Source organism: Aquabacterium sp. A7-Y, from assembly GCF_026153205.1.
Taxonomy (GTDB): Bacteria; Pseudomonadota; Gammaproteobacteria; order Burkholderiales; family Burkholderiaceae_C; genus Caldimonas.
The window spans coordinates 58,326-79,038 of sequence record NZ_JAPFBW010000002.1; the positions used below are offsets into that span (position 1 = coordinate 58,326).

General features: G+C 70.3%; 19 protein-coding genes and 1 pseudogene. 8 read left to right on the forward strand and 12 right to left on the reverse strand.

Annotation, left to right across the window (positions count from 1 at the left end):
* Positions 1 to 334: 334 nt before the first annotated feature.
* The 3 genes and pseudogenes from OOT46_RS30870 to OOT46_RS02140 form a co-directional block, all read left to right on the forward strand.
* Positions 335 to 1,399, forward strand: a pseudogene (locus OOT46_RS30870) (YhdP family protein); the annotation flags it as partial.
* A gap of 400 nt (positions 1,400 to 1,799) precedes the next feature.
* Positions 1,800 to 3,098, forward strand: a complete 1,299-nt coding sequence (locus OOT46_RS02135; protein WP_265401934.1) for a YhdP family protein — start codon at positions 1,800 to 1,802, stop codon at positions 3,096 to 3,098.
* Between the two features lie 11 nt (positions 3,099 to 3,109).
* Complete coding sequence (locus OOT46_RS02140; protein ID WP_265401935.1) at positions 3,110 to 3,937, forward strand: carbon-nitrogen hydrolase family protein; 828 nt, start codon at positions 3,110 to 3,112, stop codon at positions 3,935 to 3,937.
* 17 nt (positions 3,938 to 3,954) lie between these two features.
* Here OOT46_RS02140 and OOT46_RS02145 read toward each other — a convergent pair whose 3' ends face one another.
* The 5 genes from OOT46_RS02145 to OOT46_RS02165 form a co-directional block, all read right to left on the reverse strand.
* Complete coding sequence (locus tag OOT46_RS02145) at positions 3,955 to 4,344, reverse strand: DUF883 family protein (RefSeq protein WP_265401936.1); 390 nt, start codon at positions 4,342 to 4,344, stop codon at positions 3,955 to 3,957.
* A gap of 154 nt (positions 4,345 to 4,498) precedes the next feature.
* On the reverse strand, positions 4,499 to 4,939 hold the full coding sequence (locus tag OOT46_RS02150; protein ID WP_265401937.1) for a response regulator: 441 nt from the start codon (positions 4,937 to 4,939) through the stop codon (positions 4,499 to 4,501).
* 124 nt (positions 4,940 to 5,063) lie between these two features.
* On the reverse strand, positions 5,064 to 5,702 hold the full coding sequence (locus tag OOT46_RS02155) for a response regulator transcription factor (protein WP_265401938.1): 639 nt from the start codon (positions 5,700 to 5,702) through the stop codon (positions 5,064 to 5,066).
* 244 nt (positions 5,703 to 5,946) lie between these two features.
* Complete coding sequence (locus OOT46_RS02160; protein WP_416136136.1) at positions 5,947 to 6,099, reverse strand: entericidin A/B family lipoprotein; 153 nt, start codon at positions 6,097 to 6,099, stop codon at positions 5,947 to 5,949.
* Positions 6,100 to 6,219: 120 nt separating this feature from the next.
* Positions 6,220 to 6,387 carry a DUF1328 domain-containing protein gene (locus OOT46_RS02165; RefSeq protein ID WP_265401939.1) on the reverse strand — a complete coding sequence of 56 codons (168 nt, stop codon included), beginning with the start codon at positions 6,385 to 6,387 and terminating at the stop codon, positions 6,220 to 6,222.
* A 154-nt stretch (positions 6,388 to 6,541) separates the two neighbouring features.
* On the opposite strand from OOT46_RS02165, the gene OOT46_RS02170 reads away from it, so the two are divergent.
* Positions 6,542 to 8,092, forward strand: a complete 1,551-nt coding sequence (locus OOT46_RS02170; RefSeq protein ID WP_265401940.1) for a sensor histidine kinase — start codon at positions 6,542 to 6,544, stop codon at positions 8,090 to 8,092.
* A gap of 13 nt (positions 8,093 to 8,105) precedes the next feature.
* Here the strand turns inward: OOT46_RS02170 and OOT46_RS02175 are convergent, their stop codons facing one another.
* Positions 8,106 to 9,281, reverse strand: coding sequence for an FAD-dependent monooxygenase (locus OOT46_RS02175; RefSeq protein ID WP_265401941.1), 1,176 nt, complete (start codon positions 9,279 to 9,281; stop codon positions 8,106 to 8,108).
* 58 nt (positions 9,282 to 9,339) lie between these two features.
* Positions 9,340 to 10,731, reverse strand: a complete 1,392-nt coding sequence (locus tag OOT46_RS02180; protein ID WP_265401942.1) for an aminopeptidase P N-terminal domain-containing protein — start codon at positions 10,729 to 10,731, stop codon at positions 9,340 to 9,342.
* 85 nt (positions 10,732 to 10,816) lie between these two features.
* On the opposite strand from OOT46_RS02180, the gene OOT46_RS02185 reads away from it, so the two are divergent.
* A complete protein-coding gene (locus tag OOT46_RS02185; RefSeq protein ID WP_265401943.1) occupies positions 10,817 to 11,788 on the forward strand; it encodes a potassium channel beta subunit family protein in 972 nt (323 codons plus the stop codon).
* 19 nt (positions 11,789 to 11,807) lie between these two features.
* On the opposite strand, the gene OOT46_RS02190 is transcribed toward OOT46_RS02185, so the two are convergent.
* Both OOT46_RS02190 and murU read right to left on the reverse strand, forming a co-directional pair.
* Positions 11,808 to 12,512 (reverse strand): hypothetical protein, encoded by a 705-nt coding sequence (locus OOT46_RS02190; protein ID WP_265401944.1) that lies wholly within the window; start codon positions 12,510 to 12,512, stop codon positions 11,808 to 11,810.
* Entirely contained in the window at positions 12,509 to 13,228 is a 720-nt protein-coding gene (gene murU / locus OOT46_RS02195; protein WP_265401945.1) for an N-acetylmuramate alpha-1-phosphate uridylyltransferase MurU, read from the reverse strand. The genes OOT46_RS02190 and murU overlap by 4 nt, the downstream gene beginning before the upstream one ends.
* Positions 13,229 to 13,471: 243 nt before the next feature.
* Here murU and tkt point away from each other — a divergent pair, with 243 nt between their 5' ends.
* From tkt to OOT46_RS02210, 3 genes are all read left to right on the forward strand, one after another.
* On the forward strand, positions 13,472 to 15,502 hold the full coding sequence (tkt, locus tag OOT46_RS02200) for a transketolase (protein WP_265402112.1): 2,031 nt from the start codon (positions 13,472 to 13,474) through the stop codon (positions 15,500 to 15,502).
* 72 nt (positions 15,503 to 15,574) lie between these two features.
* Positions 15,575 to 16,585, forward strand: coding sequence for a type I glyceraldehyde-3-phosphate dehydrogenase (gap, locus tag OOT46_RS02205; protein ID WP_265401946.1), 1,011 nt, complete (start codon positions 15,575 to 15,577; stop codon positions 16,583 to 16,585).
* A gap of 333 nt (positions 16,586 to 16,918) precedes the next feature.
* A complete protein-coding gene (locus OOT46_RS02210) occupies positions 16,919 to 18,562 on the forward strand; it encodes a S8 family peptidase (RefSeq protein WP_265401947.1) in 1,644 nt (547 codons plus the stop codon).
* 22 nt (positions 18,563 to 18,584) lie between these two features.
* Here the strand turns inward: OOT46_RS02210 and OOT46_RS02215 are convergent, their stop codons facing one another.
* From OOT46_RS02215 to OOT46_RS02225, 3 genes are read right to left on the reverse strand one after another with little or no spacing between them, the layout of a single operon-like run.
* Entirely contained in the window at positions 18,585 to 19,337 is a 753-nt protein-coding gene (locus OOT46_RS02215; protein ID WP_265401948.1) for a hypothetical protein, read from the reverse strand.
* Positions 19,331 to 20,116 (reverse strand): biotin--[acetyl-CoA-carboxylase] ligase, encoded by a 786-nt coding sequence (locus tag OOT46_RS02220; protein ID WP_265401949.1) that lies wholly within the window; start codon positions 20,114 to 20,116, stop codon positions 19,331 to 19,333. The genes OOT46_RS02215 and OOT46_RS02220 overlap by 7 nt, the downstream gene beginning before the upstream one ends.
* 32 nt (positions 20,117 to 20,148) lie before the next feature.
* Positions 20,149 to 20,667: an SET domain-containing protein gene (locus tag OOT46_RS02225; RefSeq protein WP_265401950.1), complete on the reverse strand. Its 519-nt coding sequence runs from the start codon at positions 20,665 to 20,667 to the stop codon at positions 20,149 to 20,151.
* Positions 20,668 to 20,713 lie beyond the last annotated feature (46 nt).

Below are 20,713 nucleotides of genomic sequence, written 5' to 3' on the forward strand. Positions count from 1 at the left end.
GCCCGGCCGGCCCCTCGCGGGCGGGCAACTGCAGGCCGACCGGCTCGACCTCGCGATCCTGGCACGCCTGGCCGGCAGCCTGCCGCTCGGCGCACGACTGCGCGCCGACCTCGCCGAGGTGCGCCCGGAGGGCCTGGTGCAGGACCTGCAGCTGCGCTGGGAGGGGCCGCTCGACGCGCCCGTGGGCTATCGCGTGCAGGGGCAGCTCAAGGGGCTGCAGCTGGCGGCCGAGCAGCCCGGCAGCGGCCAGGCCTCGCGCATCGGCCGCCCCGGCCTGGCCGGCGCCGACCTCTCGGTCACCGCCACCGACCGGGGCGGCGCAGCCACGTTGAGCATGCGGCAGGGGGAGCTGGTGTTCCCCGGCGTGTTCGAGGAAGCCCGCATCCCGCTGGACCGGCTGGCTGCCCACCTGCAATGGCGGCTGAAGCGCGACGCGCCGGGCAGCCCCTCGCCCCGCATCGAGCTGGAGGTGCGCGACGCCAGTTTCGCCAATGCCGACGCCGCGGGGGCCTTGAGCGCGACCTGGCGCACCGGCGGGAAGGACGGCAGCGCGGCCGAGGTCCGCCTGCCCGGCGTGCTCGACCTGAGGGGCCAGCTGCAGCGGGCCGACGCCACGCGCACCTGGCGCTACCTGCCGGCCGGCCTGCCGGCCACGGTGCGCGACTATGTGCGGCGGGCGGTGCTGGCCGGCAGCTCCAGCGCGGTGGACTTCCTGGTGCAGGGCGACCTCCATCACTTCCCCTTTCGCGACCCGCGCCATGGGCAGTTCCGCATCGCCTCCCAGATCGACAACGCCACCTTCGCGTTCGCGCCCGGCGACGCGCTGGAGCCCTCGCCCTGGCCGGCGTTCACCGAGGTGAGCGGGCAATTGGTGTTCGAGCGCAGCTCGATGCAGATCCGGGATGCCCGGGCGCGCCTGTTCGGCTTCCAGCTGGCCCAGGTGCAGGGCGGCATCGCCGACCTGCACCGTGGCTCCGTGCTGGCGCTCGGCGGCCAAGGCCGCGGCCCGCTCGGCGATGCGCTGCGTTTCGTCAAGGAAACGCCGGTCGGCGAGTGGACCTCGCAGGCGCTGGCCGAGGCGCGCGGCAGCGGTGAGGCCCAGCTGAAGCTGGACCTGCGCATCCCGCTCGCGCAGATGAAGCAGGCGCGCGTCGATGGGCAGCTGACCTTGCTCGGCAACGAGGTGCAGATCACGCCCGGTACGCCGCTGCTGAGCCAGGCGCGCGGCAGCGTCCGATTCTCCGACCAGGGTTTCAAGGTGCCGGGCGCGACCGCGCGCGTACTGGGCGGCGAGGCGAGCTTCCACGGCGGCACGCAGAAGGACGGCAGCATCCGCTTCAACGGCCAGGGTATCGCAAGCGCCGAGGGCCTGCGCCAGGCGCGCGAGCTGGGCCGGCTGCCGGCACTGGGCGCGCACCTCGAGGGCCAGGCGGCCTACACGCTGGACCTGAAGGTGGCCCAGGGTCAGAGCGAGATCCGCATCGACAGCCCGCTCGCCGGCCTCGCGATCCGGCTTCCGGCGCCTTTCGAGAAGGCCGCCGCCGCCAGCTGGCCGCTGCGGGTGCAGACGGTGCTCGACGTGCGCGGCGAGGGCGATCAGGCCGTGCCGCGCGACCGCCTGACGATCGACCTGGCCGAGGTCCTGCACGCCCGCTACCACCGCGAGCTGCATCCCGACGGCGTGCGCGTGCTGGCCGCCGGCATCGGCGTCAACCTGCCAGCGCCCGAGCCGGTGGCGGGCGGTGCTGCCCAGGTACAGCAGGACCGCATCGACGTCGACGCCTGGCAGGCGGCCTTGGGTGCGCTGGCGGGAAGCGGCGGCGGGCCGGCCGGCCGATCCGGTGGGGGGGGGCGCGAAGGCCGGGGCCGGGCCGGGCGACGCCGCCTATGCGCCGGCCGCGGTGATGCTGCGGGCCCGGGAGCTCGACATCGACCAGCGCCGCCTCAGCAACGTGGTCGCCGGCGTGTCCAGAGACGGGGAGATCTGGCGCGCCAACGTCGACGCCGACCAGCTCAACGGCTACATCGAATACCGCGCCGCGGACGGTGCTCGCCGCGAATCGGGTGGCCGCGTGGTGGCCCGGCTGTCGCGGCTGTCGCTGCCCGAAAGTGCCGCGCGCGACGTCGAGAGCCTGCTCGAGACGGCACCGACCACGCTGCCGGCGCTCGACATCGTGGTGCAGGACCTGGAGTTGCGCGGCATGAAGCTGGGCAAGGCCGAGGTCGAGGCCATCAACCGCCATACCGGCGAGATCCGCGAATGGCGGCTGGAGAAGTTCACGCTGTCCAATCCCGACGCCCGACTGGAGGCGACCGGCAGCTGGCAGGGCGTCGCGGGTGCCACCACACCGTGGCGCTCCACGATGGACTTCCGCCTCGACCTGACCGACAGCGGCGCCTTGCTGGCGCGCCTCGGGCTCGGGCAGGTGGTGAAGGGCGGCAAGGGGCGCCTCAGCGGCGAAATCAACTGGCAGGGCTCGCCGCTCGCGTTCGACTACCCCAGCCTGGGTGGGCAGTTCAATGTCGAGGTGAACAAGGGCCAGTTCCTCAAGGTCGAGCCCGGCCTCGCCAAGCTGGCCGGCATCCTCAGCCTGCAGTCGCTGCCGCGTCGCCTCACGCTGGACTTCCGCGACGTGTTCCAGGAAGGTTTCGCCTTCGACGCCTTCACGGGCGACGTGACCATCGCACAGGGTGTCGCCCGTACCAACAACCTGCGCCTGCGCGGCGTGACGGCAGCCGTGCTGATGGAAGGCAGTGCCGACATCGCCCACGAGACCCAGGACCTGCGTATCGTGGTGGTGCCCGAGATCAACGCCGGCACAGCTTCGCTGGCCTATGCGGCCATCAACCCGGCGGTCGGGCTCGGTACCTTCCTGGCCCAGATGTTCCTGCGCAAACCGCTGATGCAGGCCGGCACGCGCGAATTTCATGTCACCGGCGGCTGGACCGATCCCAAGGTCGAACCGGTCCAGCGCCGCCCCGGCCAGCCCCTGCCCGAGGGCGCCACGGGTCCGCTGTTCGGGCTCGCGCCCGAAAGCCTTGGCTTGGGCGGAGCGCGCCGAACCCCACCCCAGCCGCCCGACACGGCGCGCCCCTAGGAGCTCTGCCAATGAAGATCGCTGCCCTACAGATGGTCTCGTCCTGCTCGCCCGAGGACAACCTGGAGCGCGCGCGCCGGCTGATCGCCCGCGCTGCCGCGGAGGGCGCGCAGCTGGTCGCCCTGCCCGAGAACTTCGCTTTCATGGGGCACGACGACCGCGACAAGCTCGCGCTGGCCGAAGCGCTCGGCCAAGGGCCGGCCCAGCAGATGCTGAGCGAAGCGGCCCGCGAACACGGCGTCTGGCTGATCGGCGGCTCGATCGCGGTGGCCACCGAGGATCCCGAGCGGGTCGGCAACACCACGCTGGTCTACGACCCGGCCGGCGAGCGCGTCGCCCGCTACGACAAGATCCACCTGTTCCGCTTCGAGGAGCACACCCCGACCGGTTCACGCCTGTACGACGAGGCCCTGGTGCTGCGCGCCGGCGCGACGCCGACGGCGGTCGAAGTCAGGCTGGACGACGGGGCCTGGCGGGTCGGCCTGAGCATTTGCTATGACCTGCGTTTCCCCGAGCTGTACCGGCAGCTGATGGTGCCGCCCTGCGACCTCATCGTGGTGCCGTCGGCCTTCACCTGGCCGACCGGCCACGCCCACTGGGAGCTGCTGCTGCGGGCTCGCGCGGTCGAGAACCAGTGTTATGTGATGGCTCCGGCCCAGGGCGGGCGGCATGAAAACGGCCGGCGTACCTGGGGCCACACCTTGATCGCCGACCCCTGGGGCGAGCTGCTTGCGGTGCACGAGGAGGGCGAAGGCCTGGTCTGCGCCGAGCTCAGCCGCGCCAGGCTGGCCGAGGTGCGCGCCAAGCTGCCGGCGCTGGCGCATCGGCGTTTGGGCTGAAGCGCTGCGGGCGGTCCTCAGCGCCGGGTCGCGGCCAGGAAACCGATCACCACGCCGGCCAGCATCGCGATCGAGGCGACCTTCCACGGCTGCTCGTGCACGTAATCGTTGGTCGCCGCGGCGGTATGGCGCACCCGCTGGGTGATGCCATGGCTGGCATCGGCCACCGCCTCGCTGGCACGGTGCAGCGAGTTTTGCAGCCTCTGTTTCAGGTCGTCCATCTCGGGCGAGCTCTTGAGCGCCGGGTTGGCCACCAGTTCCTGCACATCGGCTTGCAGGCCGGCCCATTCGCGCTGCAGCGCCGAGGCGCTGTGCTTGACCGGCAGTGGGGCGGGGTCGTTGAAGTGGCGCAGGGCGCGTTCGCTCTCGAAGTCGGTAGAGGGATCACCGTAGGTATAGGAAGGCATGAAAGGCTCCTCATCTCGCTGCCGGGTATCGGTCGGTCTGGCACGGTCCGCCGAGGGGCGGGCGCTGTCGGCAGATCCTAAGAAGCAGACAGCGTGCCGCGCGTCGGACACCCGGGGGGCCGGCTGTCGGTCTGCTCCGACAGGCGCAGACGCTTCATCCCCGCGCCGGGTCGCCGCGCAGCGCCTCGAGGGCCTGGGCGACACGGTCGAATTCGTTGGACTTGTCGAAGAAGTGGTGCGCGCCGAGCGCCAGGCAGCGCTCGCGGATCGGCCGGGTGCTGGTGTTGGTCAGCACCATCGTGAGCGGCCGCGGACTGCGCCCGCGCAGCGCGGCCAGCACCCCGAAACCGTTGCCTTCGCGCAGTTGCAGATCGACCACCACCGCGTCGAAGCGCCGGTCCCGCAGGGCCGCCAGCGCCTCGGCTTCGGTCTCCGCTTCGGCACTGACCTCAAAACCCTGGCAGGTCGAGATCAGGTCCAGCAGCCGTTCGCGTATCAGTCGCGAGTCCTCGATCACCATCACCTGCAGCGGCGGGCCGATGTCGGGGGAAAGGGCGGGGGATGCCGCAGGGTGGGTGGAGACCGACGCACTCATCTCGCAACGACTCTCTCTCAGGCGGGGGTTCTGGTCCTAGCTTGGAGCCAGAGTAGTCCTCGTGACCTGGGTGTGTCTGTAGGTCGATGCCCGACTGGTGCCGGGGGCGCCGATGCAGCAGCGTCTACTGGATCAGACCGTTCTTGACCGCGTAGTAGGTCAGCTCGGCGTTGCTGCCCAGCTGCAGCTTCTCGAGCAGGCGGCTTCGGTAGGTGCTGACGGTCTTGACGCTGATGAAAAGCTCGTCGGCAATCTGCGTGACAGACATGCCGCTCGCCAGCTTGCACAGGACCTGGAACTCGCGCTCCGACAAGTCCTGGTGCGCGGGGCCGGCGCCGGGCTGGTCGAGCCGGCTTGCGACCAGGTCGGCGGCGGTCGGGCTGAGATAACGCCGGCCCTGCAGCACCACGCGGATGGCGCGCAGGATCTCGTCGACGTCCGCATCTTTCTTGAGGTAGCCGTTCGCCCCCGCGCGCAGCAGGTTGATCGCGTACTGCTCTTCAGGAAAGGCGCTGACGATGAGCACCGGGATCTCGCCCAGGTGGTTGCGGATCAGCCGCAAGGTATCGACGCCGGTGCGGTCCGGCAGCGAGATGTCGAGTAGCACCAGATCCCAACTGCCTTCGCGCAGCAGCGCCAGTGCCTCCGCACTGGTGGCGGCCTCGCCGGCCACGTGCAGGTCGGGTTCGGCGTCGATCAGCTGTTTGAGGCCGGCCCGCACGATCTGGTGATCGTCGGCCAGCAGGATGCGTTTGCGCTCCATATCGTCGTGGATGAGTGACGGGAGCAGTCTGGCACAGCCCAGGCGGGGGCGTCAAAGGCGTGGGCGGTGCCCGCAGCAGGGCCGCGCTGCCGGCTTGCAGGCCGGGCAGGTAAAAAAGAAGGGCTGTGCAGGCACGGCCCTTCAAGAACCACGGAGCGGTCGGGGGAGAGCAAAAGGAGTAGGAGGCTCCGCGGTCGACTCGGTAAAAAATTCCGGTGCGGAAGACGCGAGGCGAAGCCTGTGGTTACATCTTTTTCTTGGTGTCCTGAGCCGCGTCCTGCAGCTTCTCTCCGCCGCGCTCGACGTCCTCGCCGACGCCTTGCACCGTGTTGCAGGCGCCGAGCGTGAACATGGCCGCCAGCAAGGCCGACAGCAGGGTCAGGAAGCGCGTTTTCATGGTTTTCTCCTTCGGATCGAGGCGGGCGAGGAAGACGTCCTGTCGGTCAGGCCAGCCGCGAAACGGGAGCGCTGCTTGCTTTCCGACTGGGGTAAAAAGCGTGGGGTGAAGGCGGCTCAACTAGCGGTTGCGCTTGAACAGTCCCATCAGGAACGAGATGACAGTCAGCGCAACGAAAACGAAAAACAGGATCTTCGCGATGCCGGCGGCGCCGGCGGCGATGCCGCCGAAACCGAACAGCGCCGCCACCAGCGCGATCACGAAAAACACGGCAGCGTAATAAAGCATGGGACACCTCCTGTTGTGGTCGGCCGGACCCGGCGGACCGGATGCCGCCAACGTCTCAGCTCAATGACTTCATGGTAGGAACGGTGCCCCGCCTCTTATGTAGGTTCCCTCCACGCGACGATGTCGGAAGCGTCTTACTTCCGGAGCGGTGTCCATGAGCCGGCCGCCGGCCTCGCCGCAGGGCGGAGCCACGCCTTCGCGCTGGCAGGTGCTGGTGGCCCGACTGCGTGCGGCCCGCCTGGAGGTCGAGGCCGCTGCGGCGCGCTCGGGCCAGGTGCCGGCCTCGCTGTTGCGGCGCGTGGCGGTGCTCAAGCTGGCCGTGCCGATCACGCTGCTGCTGGGCGGCACCATGCTGTGGGTCACCGAGCAGGGCTACCAGCGCCTGGAGCGCATGTATTCGGAGCTCAGGACCTCGCGCAGCCTGACGCACGACCTCAACAGTCTCTCCTTCCTGTCGGCCCGTTCGGATGCCACGCAGGCCGAGTACCTGCTGCTGCGCAGCGAAGCCAGCCTGGCACAGCATCGCTCCGTGCTGCAGGACATCGGCGCGATGCGCGAGCGCCTGGCGCTCAATGCCGCCGGCGGTCCGGTGCTGCCGGAAATGGAGGAAGTGCTGCGCTACATCGACGCCGAGCATGCCGAGCTGAAACGCCTCGAGGCCTTGCCGCCGGACGCGCCCCCCTCGCGCATCGATGCGCAGCTCAAGCCCAACCCCATCGCCGACGGGGCGCTGCGCCAGGCGCTCGGCCGCATGGTGTTGCGCGAGCGCGAGCGGCTGGATGTGGCCGAGCTGGCCGCCGCCATCGAGGTGCGCCGGCAGCGCTGGTGGTCGCTGCTGTCGATCGCCTTCGGCATGTTCCTGCTGATCCTGCTGTTCCAGACCTACCGGGTGCAGCTCGAGGACGAGCAGCTGATGGCCCACCGCCTGCAGGAGGAGCGCGACCGGCTGGAGCGCGCGGTGCGCGACCGCACCCGCGAGCTGTCGGAGCTGGCGACCCACCTGCAGCACATGGCCGAGCAGGAGAAGGCGCGCCTCGCGCGCGAGCTGCATGACGAGCTGGGCGCCATCCTGACCGCCAGCAAGATGGATGTCGGCATGCTGCTGCGCCGCCAGCTGGAACCCAAGCCGGCCGCGATCGAAAGCCTGAAGCGCTTGCAGGAAACGCTGGAGCGCGGTGTGCAGCTCAAACGCCGCGTGATCGAAGGCCTGGTGCCGACGACACTGCGCAACCTCGGGCTCTCCGCGGCGCTGGAGGCGCTGGCCGACGAGGTCGAGGCGACCGCCGGCATCCGTATCGAGCGCCGCCTGCCCGACGAACTGGTCTGCGACGGCGACCGCAGCATCGCGGTCTACCGCATCGTCCAGGAGGCACTGACCAATGTGCAGAAGCACGCGCGGGCGAAGCGGGTCGAGCTCGAGATCGCCTTGAAGGATGAGATCCTGCGGATGCGGCTCGCGGACGACGGCGTCGGCATCAGCACGGCCGGCATGCGCAAGCTCAAGAGCCATGGCCTGCGTGGCATCAAGCATCGCGTCGATGCCTTCCACGGTCGCTTCCACATCGGTCCGTGCCCGCAGGGCGGCACCGAGCTGCGCGTGGAGATCCCGATGAAGGACATACCGGACGAGGAGATCGACACGGCGCCCGAGGCCGAGCGCCCGCCCGCCACGCTGACCCCGGAGCCGCCGCGCGAAGCCGCCTGAGGGGGGCCTCGCCTCAGCGCCGTCCGAACATCATCTGGCGCGCCAGCAGCGACTTGGCGGGTCCGAGGTGCTGCAGAGCCGCCATGCCGACGCCGCGTGCGAGCCCCAGGCCCGGCAGTTTCCACGTGAAGCTGCGCGCCAGGAAGTCGGTGGTCGCGATGGTGCCCCAGCGGTCCGGCGCGCGCCGGAACTCCAGCTTGCGCAAGGCCGTCTCGAGGCCGGCTTCGCGCGCCAGCAGCCGCACCAGCTCGAAGCCGTCGCGCAGCCCGAGGTTGAGCCCCTGCCCGGCCACCGGATGCAGGGTCTGAGCCGCGTTGCCGATGCGCACGATGCGACCCTGCACGAGGCTGCGCTCGGCGTTCAGTCCGAGCGCAAAGCGCTTGAGCGGCGTGATGCCGGTGATGCGCCCGACCTTCGGGTGGAAGACGTGGTTGAGCACGGCGATGCGCTGGGCGTCGTCGAGCGGCTCGACCGGGTCGTCGGCGTTCGGCACGCACCACACCAGAGCCGCGCGACCGCTGCCCAGCGGCAGCAGCGCTGCCGGGCCCTGCGGGGTGAAGCGCTCGAAGGCGGTCGCCTCGGGCAGCCCCTCCACCGTCACCTGGCCGACCCAGGCGGTCTGGCCGTAGTCGTGGCTCAGCGACTTGCGCGCCTGCTCCGCGAACACGCCGCCCTCGGCCACCACGACGAGGTCGAAACGCTCGGCGATGTCGGCATCCAGCTCGACACCGCCGTCCAGCGGCTTGAGCGAGCGCACCCGGGTGCCGTAGCGGCTGGCGCGGCACTGGAGCCGGGCCTCGCAGACCTGGTCCCAGGCCTGCTGCAGCGGCGCCAGCAGCGCGCCATAGGAAAGCACGGCACCCAGCATGGGCACGGCCTCTTTGGCGGCGTCGATCTCGACCTCGGGCTCGGTCCAGCGGCCGGGCAGCGTGCTGGGCTGCTGTTGCGAGACATGCACGGTGCGAATGGGCTGCGCCGCCGCTGGCGACCAGACGCCCAGGCGCTGCAGCAGCTGCACGCTGCCCAGCGACAGCGCCAGGGTGCGCGGGTCGTGCGAGACGTCCTGCCCCGGCGGCCGGGCGTCGAAGACGCTGATCCGGGCGGCGGGCAGTTCGATGTCGGCCAGCAGGGCCAGCGCCAGCCCCGCCGGCCCGGCCCCCACCACGGCGATGTTCAGCTCAGCTTGCATGGGTGTCCTCCTGACTCGGACCCTCATTATCGAAGCAGGCCGGCCGCGCGGCCCGGCCTCAGGCCTGGCGCATCAGGGCCTCGATGGCCTCCGCCTGGACCGGGACGTCGCGCGTGATCAGCTCGCAGCCGCCCGGAGTTACGACGGCGTCGTCCTCGATGCGGATGCCGGTGTTCCAGTAGCGCTCCGGCACACCGTCTGCCGGCCGCACATAGAGGCCCGGCTCCAGCGTCACCACCATGCCGGGCTGCAGCACCCGCGACGGCTTTTTCACGACCCGGCCGCCCAGTCCGTCGGGCTGCTCGACGGGCGCCTCGTCGTCCTGCAGGTAGTTGCCGACGTCGTGCACGTCCATGCCGATCCAGTGACCGGTGCCGTGCATGTAGAACTGTCGGTAGTGGGCGTGCTCGATCACGTCGTCCACGCTGCCGTGCCGGTCGCGGTTCAGCAGGCCCAGTGCCAGCATGCCTTCGGAGAGCACGCGCACCGCCGCATGGTGGGCGTCGCGCTGCCGGGCACCCGGCCGGGTGGCCGCCACTGCCGCGTCCTGTGCCGCCAGCACCAGGTCGTAGAGCTCGCGCTGCGGTGTGGTGAAGCGCCCGTCCACCGGGAAGGTGCGGGTGATGTCGCTGGCATAGCCGTCGAGTTCGCAGCCGGCGTCGATCAGGCACAGCTCGCCGGGCTTGAGTTCGGTGTCGCCGGCCGCGTAGTGCAGCACGCAGGCGTTGGCGCCGGCCGCGACGATGCTCGGGTAGGCCGGCGCCTGCGCGCCGCGGCGGCGGAACTCGTGCAGCAGCTCGGCCTCGAGGTGGTACTCGCGCCACGGGGCCTCGCCGGGCGTGCGCATCCAGCGCGCGCTCGACTGCATCGCCCGCAGATGGGCGGCCGCCGAGATGCGCCCGGCCTGCCGCATCACGGCCAGCTCGCCTTCGTCCTTGATCAGCCGCATCTCGTCGAGCGCGGGTGTCAGGTCACGCAGTGTCTGCGGCGTGCCGATGCCGCGGCGCTCCTGGGCGCGCAGCACCGACAGCCACATCTCGACGCGCGACTCCAGCCCGGGATGCAGGCCGAAGGGGAAGGCCACGGCCGGCCGGTTCGCCAGCAGCTGCGGCAGCCGCTCGTCGAGCGTCTCGACCGGAAAGGCGGCATCGACCCCCAGCACCCCGGGCGCCGCATCGGGGCCGAGCCGGATGCCGTCCCAGATCTCGCGTTCGGGGTCCTTGGGTCGGCAGAACAGCGTGCTGTGCCCCTGGTCGTCGATCACCAGCCAGCTGTCGGGTTCGGTGAAGCCGCTCAGGTAGTAGAAGTAGCTGTCGTGCCGGTAGGGGTAGGTGGTATCGCGGTTGCGGATGCGCTCGGGCGCGGTCGGCAGCACGGCCACGCCGCCTCCGCCTGCACGCAGCACACCGGCAAGGTCCATCCGACGGCGGGAATAAGTTGAGCGATCCATAAGGGATGCAGGCTGCCAGTAGTCTGCGCAGTCTATCGCCGGCCCGGCATCCCGTCTTCTTCCAAGCACCAGAAAGAGATACACCATGCAATACCGACGTCTCGGCCGCGCAGGCCTGCAGGTCAGCCAGCTCTCCTACGGCTCCTGGGTTACCTATGCCAACCAGATCGACGTGAAGGCGGCGCGCGAATGCATGGCCGCCGCCTTCGACGCCGGCGTCAACTTCTTCGACAACGCCGAAGCCTATGCCGGCGGGCAGAGCGAGGTGGTGATGGGCGAGGCCTTCAAGGCGCTGGGCTGGCCGCGCATGAGCTACATCGTCTCGACCAAGTTCTACTGGGGTCTGGCCGAGGGTCCCAACCAGCGCAACACGCTCAACCGCAAGTACCTGATGCAGGCCATCGACCAGTCGCTGCAGCGACTGCAGCTGGAGCACGTGGACCTGGTCTTCTGTCACCGCCCCGACCCCCACACGCCGATCGAGGAAACGGTCTGGGCCATGAGCGACATGATCCGCCAGGGCAAGGCGCTCTACTGGGGCACCAGCGAGTGGTCGGCCCAGGAGATCCGGGCCGCCTGGGAGATCGCCGAGCGCCACCACCTGCACAAGCCGGTGATGGAGCAGCCCCAGTACCACCTGTTCCACCGCCAGCGCGTCGAGAAGGAATACGCCCGCCTCTACGAGGACCTGGGCCTGGGCCTGACCACCTGGAGCCCGCTGGCCTCGGGCCTGCTGACCGGCAAGTACCGCGGCGGCATCCCCGCCGACAGCCGCGGCGCGATGGACAACCTCAGCTTCCTGCGTGAGCAGCTCACCGACCGGACCCGCAATGAAGCGGTGGGCCGGCTCGAGGAACTGGCCCGAGACCTGGGCGGCACGGTGGCCCAGCTCGCGATCGCCTGGTGCGCGCACAACCCGCGGGTCAGCAGCGTGATCACTGGCGCCTCGCGCCTGAGCCAGCTGCAGGACAACCTGAAGGCGGCCGAGCTGCTGCCCCGGCTGACGCCCGAGGTGCTGGCCCGCATCGACGACATCACGCTGCCGCTGGCGCGCTGAGCCGCCCGTCCGAGCGGGCTCAGCGCGGCGGCGTGGCGGCCTGCCCGGGGCGGCTCTGCCGCAGGGCCTTGAGACGCTGGCGCAGTTCGCGCTCCAGCGGGTCGGCCGGCGGCCGGGTGCGGCGGCGCCGCTCGTTGGCCGCACGCTGCTGCAGCTCGGCCACCTGTTGCATCTGCAGCCGCACGAAGTTGGCGACATCCTCGACCCGGGAGAGCCCGCCCCAGCTGCTGCAGCGCGGCAGCTTGACCACCTTGCCGTCGTCGAGCACCAGCGCGAGGTAGCAGACGCCGGCCGGGCCGGGCCCGGGCTTCTCGTGCACGCTCACCTCAGCCAGGCGCGAGATCGGCACCCGGCGGGCCGACTGACGCCAGCCGCGCCGCCAAGTGACGAACTTGACGCTCGCGGCGACCCGCTCCCAGCTCCACAGGTCCCAACCCAGGCCGGCGGCCCAGGCCAGCAGCCCCAGCGCGACCAGGACCGGGCGCTCGAAATGCCACGCGCCCCAGACGCCGGCGCCGGCCAGGGCGAGCGCGAGCCACAGCCAGACCAGTTGCGGCTCGCCCACGGTCCACGGCGTGCGTTCATAGGTGAAGGAATCGATCTGCTCGCCCGACAGGGGCGCAGCCGCCAGCATCACCGCCCGCACGCCGCGCGCGACCAGCCATTCCAGCAGCAGGGCACCGCCCAGGCAGGCCAGCAGCCCGACGAGGCTGCCCAGGCTCACCGGCCGGCTCCCGGTGCGGCGTTGAGCGCGGCCAGCTGTTGCGGCGTACCGACGTTCTCCCAGCGGCCTTCGTAGCGCGCCACGCCGATGCGGCGCTCGCGCATGCCCTCGAACAGCAGCGGCCCGAGCGGCGCGCGGGTGCCGGCCGGCACACCGCGGCACAGCTCTGCGCTGACCAGCGCCAGGTTGCTGTAGGTCCAGCGCTGGCCATCGGGACCCGGGCCGTCGGCCAGGCCGAGCCCGTCGGCACCGATGCCGAAGTCGCCCTTCGGGTGGTAAGGCGGGTTGGGCACCAGCCACAGCCGGGCCCGCTGATCGCCGGCGGCGAAGTCCTGCGCCAGCGACACATCGAAGCGGAAGTCGGGCGCGTAGATGTCGCCCGAGACGACCCAGAAGTGCTCGCCCAGCAGCGGCAGCGCCTTGGCGATGCCGCCCGCGGTCTCGAGCGCGCCGCCGTGGTCGCGGCCTTCCATCGAGTAGTGCAGCTTCAGCCCCCAGCGCGAGCCGTCGCCGAGCACCGCGGGGAAGCGGTCTTCCAGCCAGGCCGTGTTCACCACCACCTCGCGCACGCCGTCGCGCGCGAGCGCCTCCAGGTGCCAGACGATCAGCGGCTTGCCCCGCAGCTCCAGCAGGGGTTTGGGGGTGTGGTCGGTCAGCGGGCGCATGCGCTCGCCGCGTCCGGCGGCCAGCACGATGGCCTTGAGGTTGGTGCTCACAGGCAGCAGCCTTTCGGGGTGGTCGAGGAATGGAAGTGCTTGCTAACGTGATTCCGGGGCGCCTGCAGCTTCACGCTTCGCAGGGCCGGGCGGGGCGGCAGGACGGACGACATGGCGGGGGGCGGATTTCAATCGGGTTCCACGGTCACCGGCGATTATCAGCGGCCCTTTACAATCGGTGATTCCTCTCAAACCCTTTGAACCCCCGCGCTTCCAGCGATCCCGCAGAGGGCGGGGGCGACTCTGAACAGGTTCCGCATGGCCGATACGACCCTGATGGCCAACGCAATCCGTGCGTTGGCGATGGATGCAGTGCAACAAGCCAACTCGGGTCATCCCGGCGCCCCAATGGGCATGGCCGACATCGCGGTGGCCCTGTGGGGCCGCCACCTGCGCCACAACCCCGCCAACCCCCAGTGGTTCGACCGCGACCGCTTCGTGCTGTCCAACGGCCACGGCTCGATGCTGATCTACGCGCTGCTGCACCTCACCGGCTACGACCTGCCGATGGAGGAGCTGAAGAACTTCCGCGCCATGCACAGCAAGACCCCGGGCCACCCTGAGTTCGGCATCACCCCGGGCGTGGAGACCACCACCGGACCGCTGGGCCAGGGCATCACCAACGCGGTCGGCTTCGCACTGGCCGAGAAGCTGCTGGCGCACGAATTCAACCGTCCCGGCTACGACATCGTCAACCATCACACCTATGTGTTCCTGGGCGATGGCTGCCTGATGGAGGGCATCAGCCACGAGGCCTGCGCGCTGGCCGGCGCCTGGAAGCTCAACAAGCTGATCGCGCTGTACGACGACAACGGCATCTCGATCGACGGCGAGGTCACGCCCTGGTTCATCGACGACACCCCCAAGCGTTTCGAAGCCTACGGCTGGCACGTCATCGGCCCGGTCGACGGGCATGACGTCGAGGCCGTCGACGCGGCCATTGCCAAGGCCAAGCTGAGCACCGACCGCCCGACCCTGATCGTCTGCAAGACCATCATCGGCAAGGGTGCGCCCACCCGCGCCGGCACCGCCAAGGCGCACGGCGAGGCGCTCGGCTCCGAAGAGATCCGCGGCACTCGTGAGGCGCTGGGCTGGGCCCACGAGCCCTTCGTGGTGCCCCCCCAGGCCTATGAAGCCTGGGACGGCAAGACCCGCGGCGGCGCCAACGAGCAGGCCTGGAACGCCACCTTCGAAGGCTATCGTGCCGAGCATCCCGAGCTGGCCACTGAGTTCGAGCGCCGCATGAAGGGCGAGCTGCCGCGCAACTTCGCGCAGATCGCGGTGGACACCGCGGTGGCGGCGCACAGCAAGGCCGAGACCGTGGCCAGCCGCAAGGCCAGCCAGCTGGCGCTCGAGGCCTTCACCGCCGCGCTGCCGGAGATGCTGGGCGGCTCGGCCGACCTGACCGGCTCCAACCTGACCAACACCAAGTCGACCCCGGCGCTGCGTTTCGACGCCGACGGCCTGGGCAACGGCGGCCGCCACATCAACTACGGCGTGCGCGAGTTCGGCATGGCGGCCATCATGAACGGCATCGCGCTGCATGGCGGCTACATCCCCTACGGCGGCACCTTCCTCACCTTCAGCGACTACTCGCGCAACGCCATCCGCATGGCGGCGCTGATGAAGCTGCGCGTGATCCACGTCTTCACGCACGACTCCATCGGCCTGGGCGAGGATGGGCCGACCCACCAGTCCATCGAGCACGCCGCCAGCCTGCGCCTGATCCCCGGCCTGGACGTGTGGCGCCCTGCCGACACCGCCGAGACGGCGGTGGCCTGGGCCTGCGCGCTCGAGAACCGGAACCGCCCCAGCGCGCTGCTGCTGTCGCGCCAGAACCTGCCCTACGCGCCCAAGGCCGGGCTCGAGGACATCTCGCGCGGCGCCTACGTGCTGGCCGAGCCGGCCGAGGTGGGTCTGAAGAAGAAGGCCCAGGCCGTCATCATCGCGACCGGCTCCGAGGTGCAGCTGGCGCTGCATGCGCAGGCCGACCTGGCCAAGGACGGCATCGCGGTGCGTGTCGTCTCCATGCCTTCCACCAACGTGTTCGACCGCCAGGACCTCGCCTACAAGCGCGCCGTGCTGCCCGAGGGCCTGCCCCGCGTGGCGGTCGAGGCGGGCGTGACCGACTTCTGGTGGAAGTACCGTGCCGATGCCGTCGTCGGCATCGACACCTTCGGCGAATCGGCCCCGGCGGGCGTCCTGTTCAAGCACTTCGGCTTCACGGCGCAGAACGTGGCGGACACGGTGCGTGTGGTCCTGCGCAAGGCTTGATGCGAGAGCCGCCGGCCACGGGTCGCGGCCGGCGGCGTTACCCGTTTTCCCATCATCACAGGAGAGTAGACAATGACCATCAAGGTTGCCATCAACGGCTACGGCCGCATCGGCCGCAACGTGCTCCGCGCCCACTACGAAGGCGGCAAGAAGCACGACATCGAGATCGTGGCGATCAACGACCTGGGTGACCCGAAGACCAACGCGCACCTGACCAAGTACGACACCGCGCACGGCCCCTTCCCGGGCGAGGTCAGCGTCGAGGGCGACTACATGGTGGTCAATGGCGACAAGATCCGCGTGCTCGCCAACCGCAACCCGGCCGAGCTGCCCTGGGGCGAGCTGGGCGTCGACGTGGTGATGGAGTGCACCGGTTTCTTCACCAGTAAGGAAAAGGCCAGCGCCCACCTGAAGGGCGGCGCCAAGAAGGTCATCATCTCCGCGCCCGGCGGCAAGGACGTCGACGCGACCGTGGTCTACGGCGTCAACCACGGCGTGCTGAAGGCCAGCGACACGGTGATCTCCAACGCCAGCTGCACCACCAACTGCCTGGCGCCGCTGGTCAAGCCGCTGCACGACAAGATCGGCCTGGAAACCGGCCTGATGACGACGATCCACGCCTACACCAACGACCAGGTGCTGACCGACGTCTACCATGAGGACCTGCGTCGCGCCCGCAGCGCGACGCAGAGCATGATCCCGACCAAGACCGGCGCCGCCGCCGCGGTCGGCCTGGTGCTGCCCGAGCTCAACGGCAAGCTCGACGGCTTCGCGATCCGCGTCCCGACCATCAACGTCTCCATCGTCGACCTCAGCTTCATCGCCAAGCGCGACACCACGGTCGAGGAAGTCAACCAGATCCTGAAGGCCGCCGCCGAGGGCGAGCTGAAGGGCATCCTGGGCTACAACACCGCGCCGCTGGTGAGCGTGGACTTCAACCACAACCCGGCCTCCAGCACCTTCGACGCCACCCTGACCAAGGTCAGCGGCCGCCTGGTGAAGGTGTCGAGCTGGTACGACAACGAGTGGGGTTTCAGCAACCGCATGCTGGACACCACCGTGGCCCTGATGAAGGCCAAGTAAGCCCTCGCTGGCTGCCGCGCTGCGTGGCGCGGCAGTGATCGCGGGTTCCGCAGGAAGCATCGCAGAAGGCCCCTCCGGGGCCTTCTGTCGTTTCCGTGCCGCACCTGCCATCTGCCGTTACACGTCGGTCCCGGTGGGCGGCGGTACGCCGGGCGGCCTGGGTCACAATCGGCTCCGTCGTGCCACCCGCTGTCCGGCCGGCCCGAGCGAGCGCCACACGTCCCTGGTAGGGCTTCTGCGTGGGCGCCGTTTCCACGCCGTCGGCAGCATCTCATAATCGCCCGCATGCCCTTCGCCCGCCGATTCCTCCCTGCTTGTCTGCTCTCGCTGTCCGTGTCCTGCGCTTTTGCGGCGACGACGCCCGGCGCGGCCGCGTCCCCCTCCAGTCCGGCCTTTGGTCTGCTCATCAAGCTCAAGTCCGGTGCGACCTCGACGGCCGGGCGCGAACTGCCCCAGCAGGTGACTCGCGAACGTTTGGCGCGGGTGTTCCAAGGCAAGTCCCTCGCCATGGGCAGCGTGCGACCGATCGACGAGCAGGCGCAGCTGGTGAGCTGGGCCCGGCCGCTCCAGCGTGCCGAGGCCGACCGTCTGGCGGCCGAGCTGCGTCAGGATCCCGACGTCGAGTGGGTGGAGCCCAATGTGCGCGAGCGCCGGATGCAGGCGGCCCCTGCGCCCAACGATCCTTATTACAGCGGTGTTGCCGTTGGCGAGCAGACGGTCAGCCAGTGGTGGCTGAGTGCCTCGCCCCAGACGGCCCGCTCGCGCGGCGTGCCCAACATCGCCAACGCCTGGCGCATCGCGACCGGCGGCCCGGTCAGCGTTGCGATACTCGACACCGGCCTGCTGCGCAATCACCCGGACTTGCAGGGCGCGCGCTTCGAGACCGGCTATGACCTCATGACCAATGAGGACGGCAAGTCGGGCGACGGCGACGGCCCCGATCCCGACTTCTCCGACACGGGCGACGGCGTCGCGGCCAACGAGTGCGAAAGCGGCAGCGTCGAGGAAGCGAGCTCCTGGCACGGCTCGAGGATCGCTGGCCAGATCGGTGCGCTGACGGACAACGGCAGCGGTGTCGCGGGCATGAACTGGGGCGCGCGGATCGTCTCGGTGCGCATCGCGGGCAAGTGCGGCGCCCTGGTCAGCGACATCATCCAGGGCATGCGCTGGGCCGCTGGCTTGTCGGTGAAAGGGGCGCCCGCCAATCCCTGGCCGGCCCGCATCGTCAACCTGAGTTTCGGCGGCTCCGAGCGCAACTGCGCGCCGTACCAGGACACCATCGACGAGCTGGTGCGCCGCGGCGTGCTGGTCGTGGCGGCCGGCGGCAACGAGTACGGCTCGGTGTCACGGCCGGCGCGCTGCCCGGGCGTCCTGGGCGTCGGCGCCGTGAACCGCAACGGTTTCAAGGCCACCTACTCCAACCTGGGGCCACAGATCGGCATCACGACAGTCGGCGGTGATCCGGAAGACGGGCAGCGCGGACCTGAGGCCTTCGACGGCGGCATCTACACGGTGTTCAACTCCGGCACCGCAGCCCCCGGGACGAACACCTACGGGCCGGCCATCGGCACCAGCTTCTCCACCCCCATCGTGTCGGGCGTCGCATCGCTGATGCTCTCGGTCAACGATCAGTTGACCCTCGACCAACTGGTGCACGGCATCAAGGCGACCAGCCGGCCCCATGTCACCACCAGCCAGCTGGCGGCGCCCGAACTCGCGGTCTGCGATCCCTCGCTGCAGCAAGGCCGCTGCCTCTGCACCACCTCGACGTGCGGCGCCGGCCTGCTCGATGCCGAAGCGGCCTTGCAGTACGCGCGCGACCCGTCGGCCTACCCGGCGGCCCCGGTGTTTCACACCCCGGGCGCAGGCGACGAAAACGACGATGGTGGCGGCGGCGGTGCGCTCGACTGGGGCTGGCTGGCCGCCCTGACCGCGGCGGCAGGCTGGGCCGCGCGGGTCCGCCGTCGTACGGCCTGAGTCCGGACGGCGAGCGCAGCGCTCAGGCCGCCGTCCCCACCCGGCAGGCTGAAAAACCGCGCCCGTTCAGCCGCGGCTTGAGGGTTTGCAGCTGCGACTGCAGCGCTTCGTCGGCCGCCGGCACCCGTACCGAATAAGTCAGCACCGGCGGCGTGATCGTCACCAGCCGTGCCGCGCGCAGGCCCTTGCCCTGCAGCGCAGCGAGTCCGGCTTCGGCCTCGCGCTTGTCGGTATAGCGGCCGAGCGAGAGGCCGAACTCGAAGCCCGGCGAGTTCAGCACTTCCTCCGCCTTCACCCCCAGCGGCCGCAGCTCGGCCTGGCGGCGCTGCATCGCGTCGCGTGTCGGGAAGCGTCCGAGGTAGAGCATGAAAACGCCCGCCTTCTCGTGGAGGATGGGCCGCCAGGCATCGGCCGGCAGCTGGGTGCGGAGCACCGCCCGGGCGGTGGTGAACTCGGCCTCGGTGAAGTGGCCGCTCTCCAGGCAGGCGGTGGTGATGGCCGCCGCGGCGCTTGCGGCGCCGGTCAGCGCTGCCGACGTCGCGCCGGTGTCGGCGGCCACCGCTGGCTGCAGGCCTGCGCCCGGCAGCTGCAGGGCCGCTCCCGGTCGTGGTGTTTCGCCGGGCAGGCGGATCGCCTCGGGCCGCACCTGGTCGCGCAGGCGCTCGGGTTCGCGCTGATTGGGTGGTGCCGAGACCACCCCCTCCAGGAGTCCATGGCTCCAGGCATAAAAGCCCAGATTGGCCAACAACAGCAGCACCAGCAGCACTCTCAGCATGGCCTCACGCTCACTTCCCCGCTTTCGATGATCCTCAGACCGGCAGCGGTCTCCAGCCGCAAGGCACCGCTCGCGTCCACGCCGCGCGCAACACCCTCCGGTGCTTCGGCATGGGTGGTGCGGACCGGCAGGTCGCGCAAGGCGTCGAGCACGGCGAAGCGGGCGGCAAAGGGCGCGAAGCCGGACTGCTCGAAGCCCAGCAGGGCCCTCAGCAGCGGCTCGGCCACCCGCTGCAGCAGGGCAGGCGCTGTCAGCGCGGGCTCGAGTTCCTGCAGGGCGCCCACCGCATTGCGGCCATCGGGTGCCGCGATGGGCTGGACGTTGAGGCCGACGCCGACCACCACGTAGCGGCCCGCTTCGCCGGGCGCCAGGCCCGTGGTTTCGATCAGGATGCCGCCCAGCTTGCGCCCCGCGCGCCCGCCGTCTCGCAGCCACAGGTCGTTGGGCCACTTCAGCACGATGCCGGCTGGCAGCGCCTCGGCCAGCGCGACGCCGACCGCCAGCGACAGCCCGGCCCAGTCCCGCGGTGCGCAGGGCAGGCCGAGAGAGAAGGTCAGCGAGGCGCCCGGGGCCGAATGCCAGGGGCGGCCCTGCCGACCACGGCCCGCGCTCTGGCGCTCGGCCACCAGCAGGCAGGGGGCCGTGTCGCCGCGGCGGGCACGCTCGAGCAAGCGGGTGTTGCTGGAGTCCACTTCAGCGGCCGCCTCGATGCTCAGGCCGGGGCACAGCGGGACCAGCTGCTCCCAGAGGGTTTCGCAGGGCCAGTGCAGCGTCGTCATGTCGGCGGACGGTGGAGGCGGTGCCTGCGGCCTCAGCGCTTGGGCGCCAACATCGTGCCCCGGCACCGGCTGCTGCCGCAGCGGCACTCGTATTCCTTCTTCAGCTTGGCGGTGTAGCGTGCGTCGATGACCAGGCCGTAGTCGTAGAACAGCTCCTCCCCCGGCTCGATGTCGCGCAGCGCCTTCACGAACACGCGGCCGTCGATCTCGTCGGCCTCGCAGTTGGGATCACAGGCGTGGTTGATCCAGCGCGCCGAGTTGCCCTTGTACTTGCCGTCGATGACATGCTGGTCGTCGATGTGGAAGTAGAAGGTATGGTGCGGGTCCTTGGGGTCGTGCGGATGGCGGCGCAGCGCCTCTTCCCAGCTGATGACCTCGCCCAGGTATTCGATGATGGTCTCGCCCTGCTTGAAGGCGGTGAGGGCGTAGACCCCCTTGCCGTGGATGCCCGAGCGGCGCACCTGGATGCGGCGGCCCGTGGGGGTCTTGGGGGCGGGCTGCTCGGCAGGAGAGCGAGGCGCGGGGGCGCGAGACGGCCGGGCTTGCGTCATGGATGACTTTGGGTACATTGAAATTGAGCGCGCATGCGTGCGTGCG